The sequence below is a fragment of the Mycobacterium sp. MAC_080597_8934 genome (genome assembly GCF_000523975.1).
Classification (GTDB): Bacteria; Actinomycetota; Actinomycetes; order Mycobacteriales; family Mycobacteriaceae; genus Mycobacterium; species Mycobacterium avium.
The window spans coordinates 142451-157351 of the sequence record NZ_JAOS01000001.1; the positions used below are offsets into that span (position 1 = coordinate 142451).

Here is a 14901-nt window from a genome sequence, read left to right on the forward strand (position 1 = left end):
CGGACAGAAGAAGCCAGACGATTCCGGCCGATCTCGTGGCACCGGGCTCGGTGCCACGAACAAGACGTCCGGGCCGATTACACTCGGCCAAGCCGGTCGCGGGATCCGGCCGACCGATAGGAGTGGGTTGTGCGGAGGGCACACCGATGCTGCCTGGTGGCGATGGTTGCCCTGCTCGTGGCGGTGACGGGTTCGCATCCCCGCGCCGCCGCGGCGGACGTCAGGATCCCGCTGGGCGGTGGGGCCGGCATCGTGGTCAACGGCGACACCATGTGCACGCTGACCACCATCGGTGGCGACGCCGCCGGCGACCTGATCGGCTTCACCTCGGCGCACTGCGGCGGCCCGGGCGCGCAGGTGGCCGCCGAGGGCGCGGAGAACGCGGGCATCCTGGGCACCATGGTCGCCGGTAACGACAACCTCGACTACGCGGTGATCAAGTTCGATCCGGCCAAGGTGACCCCGGTGGCCAACTTCAACGGGTTTTTGATCAGCGGCATCGGTCCCGACCCGGCCTTCGGCGAGATCGCCTGCAAACAGGGCCGCACCACCGGCAATTCGTGCGGCGTCACCTGGGGCATGGGTCAGACCCCGGGCACCATCGTGATGCAGGTGTGCGGCCAGCCGGGTGACTCGGGCGCGCCGGTCACCGTCAACAATCAGCTGGTCGGGATGATCCACGGGGCGTTCAGCGACAACCTGCCGACGTGCGTCATCAAGTACATCCCGCTGCACACCCCGGCGGTGGTGATGTCGTTCAACGCGATCCTGGCCGACATCAACGCCAAGCACCGGCCGGGCGCCGGGTTCGCCCCGCTGCCGGGCTGAGGAATTGGCCGAACGTCACGCCAGAGTGACGCCGGCCGTCGAGCGTCACGCCAGAGTGACGCCCGGCGAGGGGCTGGGGCGCGCGCGCCGACTACTTCGCCGCCCGGATCGCGTCGAACACCCCGGGGTCGAGCAGCGTTGAGGTGTCGCCCAATTCGCGGTTCTCGGCGATGTCGCGCAGCAGCCGGCGCATGATCTTGCCGCTGCGGGTCTTGGGCAGCTCGGGCACCACGTGCACCTCCCGCGGCTTGGCGATCGGCGAGATCTCCCGGGCCACCTCGGCGCGCAGCTCGTCGACGATCCCGTCGTGCACCTGGTAATCGGCGCACAGCACGACGAACGCGCAGATGGCCTGGCCGGTCGTGGCGTCGGTGGCGCCGACCACCGCCGCCTCGGCGACGCCGTGGTGTCCGACCAGCGCCGACTCCACCTCGGCGGTGGACAGCCGATGCCCCGACACGTTCATCACGTCGTCGATGCGCCCGACCACCCAGATGGCGCCGTCGCGGTCGTAATAGGCGCTGTCCCCGGCGAAATACCAGCCCTGCTCGGCGAACCGCGACCAGTAGGTCTCGACGTAGCGGTCGGGGTCGCCCCAGATGCCGCGCAGCATCGACGGCCACGGTTGGTCCAGCACCAGGTAGCCGGTGACGTGCTCGCCGTGGTGGATGCCCGGCACCAGCTGGTCGCCGTGGTCGTCGACGATCCTGGCCGAGATGCCCGGCAGTGGCCGCATCGCCGAACCCGGTTTGGCCGCAGCGACTCCGGGCAGCGGGGAGATCATCGTGGCGCCGGTCTCGGTCTGCCACCAGGTGTCGACGATCGGCAGCCGGTCGGCGCCGATCACGCTGCGATACCAGCGCCACGCCTCGGGATTGATCGGTTCGCCGACCGAACCCAGCAGCCGCAGGCTGGACAGGTCGTGCGCGTCGGGGATTTCCCGCCCCCACTTCATGAACGTGCGGATCAGCGTAGGCGCGGTGTAATAGATTGTCACGCCGTACTTTTCGATGATCTCGAAATGCCGGTGCTGGGTCGGTGTGTCCGGGGTTCCCTCGTAGAGCACCTCGGTGACCCCGTTGGCCAGCGGGCCGTAGACGCCGTAGGTGTGTCCGGTGACCCAGCCGATGTCGGCGGTGCACCAGAACACGTCGGTGTCGGCCTTGATGTCGAAGACGTAATAGTGCGTGTAGGCGGCCTGGGTCAAATAGCCGCCGCTGGTGTGCACGATGCCCTTGGGCTTGCCGGTGGTGCCCGAGGTGTACAGCAGAAACAGCGGCTGCTCGGCGGGGAACGGCTCGGGGGTGTGTTCGGGCGCGGCGGCGTCGACGACGTCGTGCCACCACAGGTCGCGGCCGTCGGTCCAGGACACGTCAATTCCGGTGCGCCGCACCACCACAACGTGCTCGACCGGGCTGTCGGGGTCGGCGACCGCCTCGTCGGCGGCGTCCTTGAGCGGCGCGGGCTTGCCGCGGCGGAACTGCCCGTCGCTGGTGATCAGCAGCTTGGCCGCCGCGTCGGCGATGCGGGCCTGCAGCGCCTTGGCGGTGAAGCCGGCGAACACCACGCTGTGCATGACGCCCAGCCGCGCGCAGGCCAGCATCGCGATCACCGCCTCGGGGATCAGCGGCAGATAGATGGCGACGCGGTCGCCGGCGACCAGACCGAGATCGGTCAGCGCGTTGGCGGCCTTGCACACCTGCGTGTACAGCTCGGAATAGGTCAGACTGCGCTGATCGCCGGGAGATTCGCCCTCCCAGTGGATGGCGACCCGGTCGCCGTGGCCGGCCTGCACGTGGCGGTCCACGCAGTTGTAGGCGACGTTGAGCGTGCCGTCGGCGAACCACTCGGCGAACGGCGCCCGGGACCAGTCCAGCACCCTGGTGAACGGTGTGGCCCAGGACAACCGGTTGGCCTGCTCGGCCCAGAACGCCAGCTGGTCCCGCTCGGCCTCGCGGTACAACTGCTCATCCGCATTGGCCTGCTCGACGAACTGCGGCGGCGGCGGATACGACGCGGGGCTTGCGGTGTTGCTGGCGGTCACGGGCTTCACTCCTGGGTCGAGGCGTCAACCGTCAGAGAGCCTAGCCTCACAAGGTGAAAAGCAAAGCCTTCGAATCGACGTCGAAGGGCGCCGGCGTGCCGGATAATCACCGCTGTGCCGGGTCACTCGCGGGGCCTTCGCCGATCAGTCGCCAGCTTTGCCGCGCTGGCAACGAGTTACGCCGCCGCCACCGCGGCGGGGTGGCCCGCCGCGGCCCTGCCGGCCGACACCACGGACACGCCGACGCCGTGCTGGTCGGATCAGATCGCGGTGACGGCCGCACCGGCGCAGGGCGCGGTCGGCCACCGCGCGGTGACGCTGGTGTTCACCCTCGCCGGCGGCGCCGAACCGTGCACGCTGACCGGATACGCCGCGGTGGACTCGGGTGCCGGCGGCGCGCTCGTCCACGCGCAGCCCACCCCGCGCGGATACCTGGGCGGGCTGCCGGCGGGCGTCGATGCGCCGCCCACCGTCATCCTGTCGATCTCCACGCAGGGCCAGGCGATCGTCGAGGGCGTCGCCGTCGACGCCGACGGGCAGCCGTGCCCCACCTACACCGATCTGCTCGTCAACCCGCCCGACACCACCGCGGTGGTGACGGTGCCGGCCACCATCGAGGCCTGCGAGCTGCAGGTGCATCCGATCACCGCGGTCTGAACGACGTCCGTCGCCTCTGGTCGGGCAGTAGACGCGCGCGGGCACTTCACCGCCGCGCCGCTTCACGCCCTAGGGTCGGGTGTCATGCGTGGGATGCGGACCCCGGTGGCCGTGCTGGCCACGGCCGCCGCCGCGCTGCTCGTGGTCGCCTCGCTGGCCGGTTGCGGCGGCGGGGTGCTGAGCCCGGACCTGGTGGTGGTCAACGGCGGCGAACCACCGAACCCCCTCGTTCCCACCGGCACCAACGACAGCCAGGGCGGCCGCATCCTGGATCGACTCTTCGCCGGGCTGATGTCCTACGACGCCGCCGGCAACCCCGCACCCGAGGTGGCCCAGTCGATCGAGAGCGGCGACAACGTCAACTATCGCATCGTCTTGAAACCCGGCTGGAGGTTCACCGACGGCTCGCCGGTGACGGCCCATTCCTTCGTCGACGCCTGGAACTACGGGGCGCTGAGCACCAATGCCCAACTGCAGCAAAGCTTTTTCAGCCCGATCGACGGGTACGACGCGCTGGCCGCCGGGCAGCCGCAGCAGACCACCATGACCGGGCTGCGGGTGGTCAACGACCTGGAGTTCACCGTCCGGCTCAAGGCCCCGACCGTGGACTTCAAACTGCGGCTTGGCCACAGCGCATTTTATCCCCTGCCGCAGGCCGCCTTTCGCGACATGGCCGCATTCGGGCGGCACCCGATCGGCAACGGCCCGTACCAGCTCGCCGACGGCCCCGACGGCCCGGCGTGGGAGCACAACGTGCGAATCGACCTGCGGCCCAACCCCGATTACCACGGCAACCGCAAGCCCCGCAACAAGGGGCTGAGGTTCGAGTTCTACGCCAACCTGGACACCGCCTACGCCGATCTGCTCTCCGGCAACCTCGATGTGCTCGACACCATCCCGCCCAGCGCCCTGCCGGTCTACCGGCGCGACCTGGCGGACAGGGTCACCACCGGGCCGGCCGCGATCAACCAGAGCCTCGACACCCCGCTGCGGCTGCCGCACTTCGGCGGCGAGGAGGGCCGGCTGCGCCGCCTGGCGCTGTCGGCGGCCATCAACCGGGCGCAGATCTGTCGGCAGATCTTCGCCGACACCCGCAGTCCGGCACGCGATTTCACCGCCCGGTCGCTGCCCGGCTTCGACCCGAACATCGCCGGAAGCGACGCATTGGACTTCGACCCCGAGCGGGCCCGCCGGCTCTGGGCGCAGGCCGACGCGATCTCGGCGTGGAGCGGCAGCTACCCCATCGCCTACAACGCCGATGCGGGACACCAGGATTGGGTGGACGCCGTCGCCAACGGCATCAAGAACGTGCTGGGCATCGATGCGCTCGGCGCGCCGCAGCCCACCTTCGCGGGTTTTCGAACCCAGATCACCAACCGCAGCATCGGCTCCGCGTTCCGCGCCGGCTGGCAGGGCGACTACCCGTCCATGATCGAATTTTTGGCCCCGCTGTTCGCCACCGGCGCCGGGTCCAACGACGTCGGCTATTCCAGCCCGCGGTTCGACGCCGCGCTGAAAACCGCGGAGGCCGCGCCCGACCTGCCGCAGGCAGCAGCGCTGGCCAACGACGCGCAGCGAATTCTCTTCCACGACATGCCCGTTGTTCCGCTGTGGAACTACATCAGTGTGGTCGGATGGTCGGCGGAGGTCAGCCACGTGACGGTCACCTGGAACGGGCTGCCCGACTACGAGAACATCGTCAAGGCTTGACATGGGTTGGTACATCGCACGCCGGATCGCCGTCATGGTGCCCGTATTTCTGGGGGCCACCCTGCTGATCTACGCCATGGTTTTCCTGCTGCCCGGCGACCCGGTGGCCGCGATCGCCGGTGACCGCCCGTTGACGCCCGCGGTGGCCGCGGCGCTGCGGGCCCGCTACCACCTCGACGATCCGTTCCTGGTGCAGTACCTGCGCTACCTCGGCGGGGTGCTGCGCGGCGACCTGGGCCGGGCCTATTCCGGGCTGCCCGTCAGTGATGTTCTGGCACATGCCTTTCCGGTCACCCTGCGGCTGTCGTTGATCGCGCTGGCCGTCGAGGCGGTGCTGGGCATCGGGTTCGGGGTCATCGCGGGACTGCGCCAGGGCGGTCTGTTCGATTCCGCGGTGCTTATCACCGGCCTGGTCATCATCGCGGTCCCCATCTTCGTGCTGGGGTTCTTGGCGCAGTTCGTGTTCGGGGTGCGGTTGGGCATCGCGCCGGTGACGGTGGGCAACGCCGCCACCTTCACGCGGTTGCTGTTGCCCGGAATCGTGCTGGGCTCGGTGTCTTTCGCCTACGTGGTGCGGTTGACCCGGTCGGCGGTGGCGGCCAATGCGCACGCCGATTACGTGCGCACCGCCACCGCCAAGGGATTGTCACGGCCCCGGGTGGTGACGGTGCACATCCTGCGCAATTCGCTGATCCCGGTGGTGACGTTCCTGGGGGCGGATCTGGGCGCGCTGATGGGCGGGGCCATCGTCACCGAAGGCATCTTCAACATCCACGGCGTGGGTGGGGTGCTCTACCAGGCCGTCACCCGGCAGGAGGCCCCCACCGTGGTGTCCATCGTGACGGTGCTGGTGCTGATCTACCTGGTCACCAACCTGGTGGTGGACCTGTTGTACGCCGTGCTGGACCCCCGGATCCGTTATGGCTGAACGGATCAGGGCCCGGGGCGGATTCTGGCGCGAGACGTGGCGCCGGCTGCGGCGACGCCCGAAGTTCATCGGCGCGGGCCTGCTGATCCTGGTGATCCTTGCCGTGGCGCTGTTCCCCGCGCTGTTCACCGCCGCCGATCCCACCTACGCCGATCCCGCCCAGAGCCTGTTGCCGCCGTCGCGCGCGCACTGGTTCGGCACCGATCTGCAGGGCCACGACGTGTACGCCCGCACCGTGTACGGGGCGCGCGCCTCGGTCACCGTCGGGTTGGGCGCCGCGGCGATCGTCTTCGTGGTCGGCGGCGCACTGGGCGCGCTGGCCGGCTTCTACGGCGGCTGGATCGACGCGGTGGTCTCCCGGGTCACCGACGTGTTCTTCGGGCTGCCGCTGCTGCTGGCCGCGATCGTCCTGATGCAGGTGCTGCACCACCGCACGGTGTGGACGGTGATCGCGATCCTGGCGTTGTTCGGCTGGCCCCAGGTGGCCCGGATCGCGCGTGGGGCGGTCCTGGCGGTGCGCGCCAGCGACTACGTGCTTGCAGCTAAAGCGTTGGGCATGAGCAGGTTTCAGATCCTGATCCGGCACGCGCTGCCGAACGCGCTGGGGCCGGTGATCGCGGTGGCCACCATCGCGCTGGGTCTTTTCATCGTCACCGAGGCAACGTTGTCCTACCTCGGCGTGGGGCTGCCGCCGTCGTTGGTGTCGTGGGGCGGCGACATCAACCTCGCCCAGACGCGGCTGCGGGCCGGTTCGCCGATCCTGTTCTATCCGGCCGGCGCGCTGGCGGCGACCGTGCTGGCCTTCATGATGATGGGCGACGCGCTGCGCGACGCCCTCGACCCGGCGTCGCGGGCGTGGCGGGCATGACCACCCCGCTGCTGTCGGTCGAGGGCCTGCATGTCGGGTTCGGCGAGCACGCCGCGGTGCGCGGCCTGGATTTGCGGGTACTGCCCGGCCAGACCGTCGCGGTGGTGGGCGAGTCCGGGTCGGGGAAATCCAGCACCGCCGCCGCGATCCTGGGACTGTTGCCGCCCGGCGGTCGAATCACGGCCGGGCGCATCATGTTCGACGGTGTGGACATCTCGGCCGCCGACCGCCGCGCACTGCGCTCGATGCGCGGCCGGCAGATCGGCTACATCCCGCAGGACCCGATGACCAACCTGAACCCGGTCTGGAAGGTCGGCTTCCAGATCCGGGAAGCGTTGCGGGCCAACACCTCCGACCGCGACACCCGGCGTCGCGCAGTGCAGCTGCTGGAAGCGGCGGGAATGCCGGACCCGGCGAAACAAGCGGCCCGCTACCCGCACCAGCTGTCCGGCGGCATGTGCCAACGCGCGCTGATCGCCATCGGGCTGGCCGGGCGGCCGCGGCTGCTGATCGCCGACGAGCCGACCTCCGCGCTGGACGTCACGGTGCAGCGCCAGGTGCTCGACCACCTGCAGCGGCTCACCGCCGAACTCGGCACGGCCGTGCTGTTGATCACCCACGACCTGGCGCTGGCGGCGGAGCGCGCCGAGTCGGTGGTCGTCGTGCACGACGGTGTCGTGGTGGAATCCGGTGCGGCGCAGTCGATTCTGCAGGAACCGCGGCACGAGTACACCCGCCGGCTGGTGGCCGCCGCACCGGCGCTGACGGTCGGCGGCGGCGCGCGCACCAGCCCGCGGCAGCCGGACCGCACGCAACCGCAGCCCGCCGACATCCTCGTCGCCTCCGACTTGACCAAGCTGTACCGGGAGCCGCGCGCAACACCGTGGCGGCGCAGCGAATTTCGTGCCGTCGACGCGGTGTCGTTCCGGCTGCGCCGGGCGCGCACGCTGGCGATTGCCGGAGAGTCGGGGTCGGGGAAGTCCACCCTGGCGTTGATGGTGCTCGGCCTGTTGCCGCCCACCTCGGGCACCGTGGTTTTCGACGGCACCCGCATCGACGACACGTTGTCGGGCGACCAACACCTGGCCTTCCGCCGCCGGGTGCAGCCGGTGTTCCAAAACCCTTACAGCAGTTTGGATCCCATGTACTCGGTGTTTCGCGCCATCGAGGAACCGTTGCGGATCCACCGCGTCGGTGACCGCAGGCAACGCGCCAAGGCGGTGCACGACCTCGTCGACCAGGTGGCGCTGCCGTCGTCGGTGCTGGACCGGCTGCCCCGCGAATTGTCGGGCGGGCAGCGGCAACGGGTGGCGATCGCCCGCGCGCTGGCGTTGCGGCCGCAGGTGCTGGTCTGCGACGAGGCGGTGTCCGCGCTCGACGTGCTGGTGCAGGCGCAGATCCTGGAGCTGTTGGCCAGGCTGCAGGCCGATCTGGGGCTGGCGTATCTGTTCATCAGTCATGACCTGGCGGTGATCCGCCAGATCGCCGACGACGTCCTGGTGATGCGCGCCGGGCGGGTGGTGGAGCAGGCGCCCACCGAAAAGCTGTTCACCGCCCCGGCCCAGGACTACACCCGGCAGCTGCTGGATGCCATCCCGCGACCGCGGCGCGGCGGAGATAGGTTGTCAAGCTGTGACGGCTGATCCACTGGCGCCCCTGATGGAGCTGCCCGGCGTCGCCGAGGCGAGCGACCGCGCCCGCGACGCGCTGGGCCGCGCGCACCGGCACCGGGCCAACCTGCGCGGCTGGCCGGTGACCGCCGCCGAGGCGGCCCTGCGGGCTGCCCGCGCGTCGTCGGTGCTCGACGGTGGGCCGGTTCGGCTGGAGGATCTCGCCGAGGCCGGGCAGATCAGCGATCCGGTGTTCGCCGGCGCGCTTCGGGTGGCCCAGGCGCTCGAGGGCGGGGAAGGTCCGGTGGTCGGCATCTGGCGGCGGGCGCCGCTGCAGGCGCTGGCCCGGCTGCACATGCTGGCCGCGGCCGACCAGGTCGATGACGAACGGCTGGGGCGCCCGCGGGCCGATGCCGGCGTGGGGCCACGGTTGGAGTTGTTGGCGGACTTGGTGAATGGCCGCACCCGGGTGCCGGCGCCGGTGCTCGCCGCCGTCGCGCACGGCGAGCTGCTGACGCTGCGGCCGTTCGGCAGCTGCGACGGCGTGGTGGCCCGCGCGGTGTCGAGGTTGGTCACCATCGCCAGCGGGTTGGACCCGCACGGGTTGGGGGTGCCCGAGGTCAGTTGGATGCGTCAACCCGCGGCGTACCGGGATGCCGCGCGCGGCTTCGCCGACGGCACGCCCGAGGGGGTCGGTGCCTGGCTGGTGCTGTGCTGCCGGGCGATGCGCGCCGGCGCGCAAGAGGCGTTGTCGATCGCCGACTCGATGTCGAATCGATAGCTGCCGGGGGTAGCTGACGGGCCGTTGGATCGGCGTCGGAATCGGGCCCGAAAAATGTAGAGCGGGCGACGTTCCGAATGTTCGGTCCGCCGCCCGCTAGCACGGGACTCGGTTACCAAGCGTGCACCTCGGGGCTGCGTGGGTTGGCCTCGGCGATCTCACGACGCTTCCGGTTGCAGCCCCACCCAAAGGGCCGTCGACACCTTCCGCAATTCGCAATTACGCAGGCCCGCAACACTTCTGCCATTTTCGCGGCTATGACTCCGCGTGGGTGCCGAGCACCGTGCTGGGCGCCCGGATCGGGAGATCGAACCTTCTCTTCCGGATCGACCTTGGCCTCACCGGGCTTCCGTGGTTCCTTTGTACTACTAGACCCTGCGCACAGCAAGGCCCAAATGTCCCCAATGCCGCGAAACGAAATGACCCGTGCGGCCAGTGCGTTTGCTGTGCGGGCGCGGTCGGTCGGCTAGAACGAGTAGCGGCGCAGCAGCGAGTAGGTGACCGCGCCGGCGGCCAGCGCGCTGATGCCCACCGCGGCGGTGGTGGCGATGGCGGCGCCGGACGGCGCGGGGATACGGTCCCGCAACGACACCGGCCGGGAGAACGACATCACCGGCCAGCCGCGTTCCAGCGCTTCGCGGCGCAGCCCGCGGTCGGGATTGACCACGCTGGGGTGGCCGACCGCCTCGAGCATCGGCAGGTCGGTGATCGAGTCGGAGTAGGCGTAGCAGTGCTCCAGCGGGTACCCCTCGCGGGCGGCCAGCTCGCGGATCGCCTGGACCTTGCCCTCGCCGTAGCAGTAGAAGGCGATCTCGCCGGTGTACCGCCCGTCCTCGACGACCATGCGGGTGGCCATCGCGTGGGTGGCGCCCAGCGCCCGCGCGATCGGCGCGACGATCTCCTCCCCGGAGGCCGACACCACCACGACGTCGCGCCCGCACAGCTTGTGCGCGGCGATCAGGTCGGCGGCCTCGGCGAACACCAGCGGGGTGACGATGTCGTGCAGCGTCTCGTTGACGATCGACTTGACCTGTTCGACGTCCCAGCCGGTGCACATGTTGGTCATGTGCGCCCGCATCCGATCCATCTGGTCATGATCGGCACCGGAGAGCAGATAGATGAACTGCGCGTAGCTGGACTTGAGCACCGCGCGCCGGTTGAGCAGGCCCTGAGCGAAAAACGGTTTGCTGAACGCCAGCGTGCTGGACTTGGCGATGATCGTCTTGTCCAGGTCGAAGAAGGCCGCCGTGCGGGCGTGCGGGACGCCACTCGGCGCTGACTGCTCGGGGGCTGACTGCTCCGCGGCCGGGTCGAAGACGGTCACCGCCCCAGCATAGGTCGACGGTCCCGCCCGGCCGCGATCCCGCACCGGAAATGGCCGCTCAGGGCCGTGCCGTGGGCCGATGAGGCAGTGTTTTCGCGGCTCAACGTGTTTTTTCGGAAAATGATCTATTGCGTTACTGCCGACTGTCATGTGTATAGTAAGCATTACTCGGCCTGAGCCGAGGGTGTATCAGCCCGACCCCCCGGGGCTGATGCACGACGACCCTCGCCTCCTCCCCCCCTGGCGGGGGTCGTCCCTTTTCTCGGGTCTTTCCGGGCTGTTTCCCCCGGGTTTCGGGCGCTCCGACCGGTGCTGGGCGGGTTGCGGAGAATCGGCCCGCCGTCGCTGGCGGTGCGCGCCCGCGCCGGGTTTGTGCACAGTGGCGTCTCTATCCCCAAATCCGCATCTGGCACTGGTGTGCCAACGTCACGGCCCGCACAGTGAACGGATGACTGGCGGCTCCGGGGCCCAGTGCCCCGATTACCCGGCGGGTTCGGCGGGTGTGTTGGCGATGCTGGCCGAACCCGAGCTGCGCGCCGAGCTGGATCGGGTGGCGGCCGCCGCCGGGGTGCGGGTGGTGCACGCCGGCGACGCGGCCGCGGTGAGTCGTAAGACCTGGGCGGCGGCCGCGGCCGTCGTGCTGGACGCTGCGGCGGCGGCGCGCTGCGGGCGCTGGGCGCTGCCCCGCCGCGATCACGTCACGGTGCTGACGGCGGCCGAACCCGCGACGACGACGTGGGCGGCGGCCGTGCGCATCGGCGCCGCGCGGGTGCTGCGGCTGCCCGAACACGAAGCCGACCTGGTCGGTGAGCTCGCCGAGGCGGCCGAATCGTCGCGCGACGACGGGCAACGCGGGCACGCGGTCGCCGTCATCGGAGGCTGCGGCGGCGCCGGGGCCTCCCTGCTCGCGGTCGCCCTGGCCCAGGCCGCCGGCGACGCGCTGCTGGTGGACCTCGACCCGTGGGGCGGCGGGATCGAGCTGTTGCTCGGCGGCGAGAACACCCCGGGGCTGCGCTGGCCGGACCTGGCGCTGCAGGGCGGCCGGCTCAATTGGGCGGCGGTGCGCGATGCGTTGCCGCGGCACCGCGGCGTCAGCGTGCTGTCGGGAACCCGGCGCGGTCACGAGGTGGACGCCGGGCCGGTGCACGCCGTCGTCGACGCCGGCCGCCGCGGGGCGGTCAGCGTGATCTGCGACCTGCCCCGCCGATTCACCGACGCCGCGCAGGCCGCCTTGGGCGCCGCCGATTTGGTGGTGGTGGTGAGCCGCTGCGACGTGCGCGCGTGCGCGGCGACCGGGGCGCTGGCCCCGGTCCTGGCCGCGGTCAACCCCAACGTGGGCCTGGTGGTGCGCGGGCCATCTCCGGGCGGACTGCGGGCCGCCGAGATCGCCGGCATCACCGGGCTGCCGCTGCTGGCGGCCATCAAGGCGCAGCCGCAACTCGGCGCGCAGGTGGAGCGCGTCGGCCTGCGGTTGGGGCGGCGGTCCGCGCTCGCGGTGGCGGCCCGCCAGGTGCTGGGCGTGCTGCCGCCGGCCGGTGCGCGGCGAAAGGGCAAGGCGGCGTGAGCAGTTCGCTGATCGACCGGGTCCGCGAGCGGCTGGCCGGCGAAACCGTGCCGCTGGGCGCCCCGCTGCCCGCGTCGGTGGTGGCCGCCGCGATCCGGGCCGAGTCCGGCGGGATGCTCGGTGACACCGAGGTGCTGGCCAACCTGCGCACCCTGCAGACCGAGCTCACCGGCGCCGGCATCCTGGAACCGCTGCTGTGCGCGGACGGCACCACCGACGTGCTGGTCACCGCGCCGGACGCGGTCTGGGTGGATGACGGTAACGGCTTGCGGCGCAGCGAGATTCGCTTTCCCGACGAGGCCGCGGTGCGCCGGTTGGCGCAGCGGCTGGCGCTGGCGGCCGGCCGGCGTCTGGACGACGCGCAACCGTGGGTGGACGGCGAGCTGACCGGCATCGGCGCCGGCGGGTTCGCGGTGCGGTTGCACGCGGTGCTGCCGCCGGTGGCGGCCGCCGGCACCTGCCTGTCGCTGCGGGTGCTGCGGCCGGCCAGTCAGGACCTGGCGGCGCTGAGCGCCGCGGGCGCGATCGAGCCGGCCGCCGCGGCGCTGGTCGCCGACATCATCGCCGCGCGGTTGGCGTTTTTGGTGAGCGGGGGAACCGGCGCCGGCAAGACAACGCTGCTGGCCGCCATGCTGGGCGCGGTACCGCCGGACGAACGGATCGTCTGCGTCGAGGACGCCGCCGAATTGGCGCCGCCGCACCCGCATCTGGTGAAGCTGGTCGCACGGTGCGCCAACGTCGAAGGCGTCGGCGAGGTCCCGGTGCGCCAGCTGGTCCGCCAGGCGTTACGGATGCGGCCCGACCGCATCGTGGTCGGCGAGGTCCGCGGCGCCGAGGTGGTGGACCTGCTGGCCGCGCTGAACACCGGGCACGACGGCGGCGCGGGCACCGTGCACGCCAACAACCCCGGCGAGGTGCCGGCCCGGCTGGAGGCCCTCGGTGCGCTCGGCGGGCTCGACCGTGCCGCGCTGCACAGCCAACTCGCCGCCGCCGTGCAGGTGCTGCTGCACGTCGAGCGCAACCGCGCCGGCCGGCGGCGACTCAGCGAAATCGCCGTGCTGCAACGGGTTCAGGAACGGGTGCGCTCGGTCACGGTGTGGCACGCCGACCGGGGGATGACCGAGGCCGCCCCGCTGCTGCGGCGGGTGCTGGAAAACCGGATGCCGTCATGACCGGGCCGGTGGTGGGTGCGTTGCTGCTGGCGGTTGCCCTCGTCGTCGGGCCGCCCTCGCCGCGGCGCCGGCTGGGCGCGGCGGTGACGGGCAGCCGGCGGCCATCGGCGCGCCGGCTCGCGGGGCTGGGCTGGGTGGCCGCCGGCGCGGCTGCGCGGCCCTGGCCGTGCTGCCGTTGCCGAGCGTGCTGGCCGGCGCGGTGGTGGCCGCGACGGCGGGTCTGCGGCATCGCCGCCGCGGCCGGATCCGCCGCGCCGCCGGCGAGGCCGGGCACTGGAAACGGCGCTCGACGTGCTCGTCGGCGAGCTACGGGCCGGCTCGCATCCGGTGCGCGCGTTCGACGTCGCCGCCGGCGAGACCGCCGGCCCGGTCGCGGTGGCGCTGCGCTCGGTGGCAGCCCGGGCCCGGCTGGGCGCCGACGTCGCGGCCGGCCTGGCCGCCGCGTCGCGCGGCTCGGCGCGGCCCGAGCACTGGCAGCGGCTCGCGCTGTGCTGGCGGCTGGCCGGCGACCACGGGTCGGGCATAGCCACCCTGATGCGCGCCGCGCAGCGGGATATCGCTGAGCGGCAACGGTTCTCGGCCCGGGTGTCATCGAGCCTGGCCGGCGCGCGGGCCACCGCGGCGATCCTGGCCGCCCTGCCGGTGCTCGGCGTGCTGCTCGGCCAACTGATCGGCGCCCGGCCGCTGGATTTCCTGCTGGGCGGGCAGGTGGGTGGGTGGCTGCTGCTCGTCGGCGCGACGCTGGCCTGCGCCGGGCTGCTGTGGGCCGACCGCATCGTCGATCGGGTGATGGCATGACGCGCAGATGGATCTAGCGGCGGTGTTGCTGGCCGCGGCCGTGCTGATGGGCCCCGGCCCCTCGCTGACGCGCCGGCGTGCCGGCACGCCGGCGCGGCCCGGGGCCAAGGCGTGAGCCGGGCCCGGGGCGGGGCGCGGCCCGATCCGCTGGCGATCGCCTCCTGTCTCGACGTGCTGGCGGTATGCCTGGGCGCGGGGATGGCGGTGTCAGCCGCCGCGGCGGCCGCGGTCCCGTCCGCCCCGGCGCAGTTGGGGCGGGTGCTGCGCCGCGCCGCCGACCTGCTGGCGCTCGGCGCCGATCCCGCCGTCGCATGGTCGGTGCCGCCAGACCCGCCGGGCGGCCCGGCCGACCCGCAGATCGACGCGCTGCTGCGGTTGGCCCGGCGTTCGGCGGCCTCGGGCGCGGCGCTGGCCGGCGGCGTCGCCGAGTTGGCCGACCAGTCCCGCAGCGACGCCGCCCATACGGCCGCCGCCGCGGCGGAGCGGGCCGGGGTGCTGATCGCCGGGCCGCTGGGTCTGTGCTTCCTGCCGGCGTTCGTCTGCCTGGGCATCGTCCCGGTGGTGGCCGGGCTGGCCGGCGACGTGCTGCGGTCCGGGCTGTTGTGAAAGGAAAGGAA

The 14901-nt window shown here is 71.8% G+C and carries 11 protein-coding genes and 2 pseudogenes; 11 read left to right on the forward strand and 2 right to left on the reverse strand.

Annotated features, from left to right (window positions below; all coding sequences use genetic code 11):
- Positions 1–129 precede the first annotated feature (129 nt).
- On the forward strand, positions 130–828 hold the full coding sequence (locus NF20_RS00720) for a S1 family peptidase (RefSeq protein WP_003873291.1): 699 nt from the start codon (positions 130–132) through the stop codon (positions 826–828).
- Positions 829–919: 91 nt separating this feature from the next.
- On the opposite strand, the gene acs is transcribed toward NF20_RS00720, so the two are convergent.
- On the reverse strand, positions 920–2872 hold the full coding sequence (gene acs / locus NF20_RS00725; protein WP_033712049.1) for an acetate--CoA ligase: 1953 nt from the start codon (positions 2870–2872) through the stop codon (positions 920–922).
- Between the two features lie 114 nt (positions 2873–2986).
- Between acs and NF20_RS00730 the strand changes: the two genes are divergently transcribed.
- The 6 genes from NF20_RS00730 (at position 2987) to NF20_RS00755 (ending at position 9426) form a co-directional block, all read left to right on the forward strand.
- The gene (locus NF20_RS00730; protein WP_003877064.1) at positions 2987–3529 is read left to right on the forward strand and encodes a DUF4232 domain-containing protein; all 543 of its coding nucleotides are present in this window, start codon (positions 2987–2989) and stop codon (positions 3527–3529) included.
- Between the two features lie 93 nt (positions 3530–3622).
- A complete protein-coding gene (locus tag NF20_RS00735; RefSeq protein WP_170937426.1) occupies positions 3623–5239 on the forward strand; it encodes a peptide ABC transporter substrate-binding protein in 1617 nt (538 codons plus the stop codon).
- A 1-nt stretch (position 5240) separates the two neighbouring features.
- Entirely contained in the window at positions 5241–6167 is a 927-nt protein-coding gene (locus NF20_RS00740; RefSeq protein ID WP_023869864.1) for an ABC transporter permease, read from the forward strand.
- Positions 6160–7035 carry an ABC transporter permease gene (locus tag NF20_RS00745; RefSeq protein WP_033711984.1) on the forward strand — a complete coding sequence of 292 codons (876 nt, stop codon included), beginning with the start codon at positions 6160–6162 and terminating at the stop codon, positions 7033–7035. Before NF20_RS00740 ends, NF20_RS00745 begins: the two co-directional genes overlap by 8 nt.
- On the forward strand, positions 7032–8678 hold the full coding sequence (locus NF20_RS00750) for a dipeptide ABC transporter ATP-binding protein (protein WP_033712047.1): 1647 nt from the start codon (positions 7032–7034) through the stop codon (positions 8676–8678). Before NF20_RS00745 ends, NF20_RS00750 begins: the two co-directional genes overlap by 4 nt.
- The gene (locus NF20_RS00755; protein WP_003877070.1) at positions 8668–9426 is read left to right on the forward strand and encodes a hypothetical protein; all 759 of its coding nucleotides are present in this window, start codon (positions 8668–8670) and stop codon (positions 9424–9426) included. Before NF20_RS00750 ends, NF20_RS00755 begins: the two co-directional genes overlap by 11 nt.
- A gap of 466 nt (positions 9427–9892) precedes the next feature.
- Here the strand turns inward: NF20_RS00755 and NF20_RS00760 are convergent, their stop codons facing one another.
- Positions 9893–10750 carry an HAD-IB family hydrolase gene (locus tag NF20_RS00760; RefSeq protein WP_003877071.1) on the reverse strand — a complete coding sequence of 286 codons (858 nt, stop codon included), beginning with the start codon at positions 10748–10750 and terminating at the stop codon, positions 9893–9895.
- A 511-nt stretch (positions 10751–11261) separates the two neighbouring features.
- Between NF20_RS00760 and ssd the strand changes: the two genes are divergently transcribed.
- From ssd to NF20_RS00780, 4 genes and pseudogenes are all read left to right on the forward strand, one after another.
- On the forward strand, positions 11262–12314 hold the full coding sequence (gene ssd, locus NF20_RS00765) for a septum site-determining protein Ssd (protein ID WP_011723573.1): 1053 nt from the start codon (positions 11262–11264) through the stop codon (positions 12312–12314).
- Positions 12311–13486: a TadA family conjugal transfer-associated ATPase gene (locus tag NF20_RS00770; protein ID WP_003873281.1), complete on the forward strand. Its 1176-nt coding sequence runs from the start codon at positions 12311–12313 to the stop codon at positions 13484–13486. The genes ssd and NF20_RS00770 overlap by 4 nt, the downstream gene beginning before the upstream one ends.
- A pseudogene (locus NF20_RS00775) lies at positions 13483–14284 on the forward strand (type II secretion system F family protein). The gene NF20_RS00770 and the pseudogene NF20_RS00775 overlap by 4 nt, the downstream one beginning before the upstream one ends.
- Positions 14285–14291: 7 nt before the next feature.
- Positions 14292–14890: pseudogene (locus NF20_RS00780) on the forward strand (type II secretion system F family protein).
- Positions 14891–14901 lie beyond the last annotated feature (11 nt).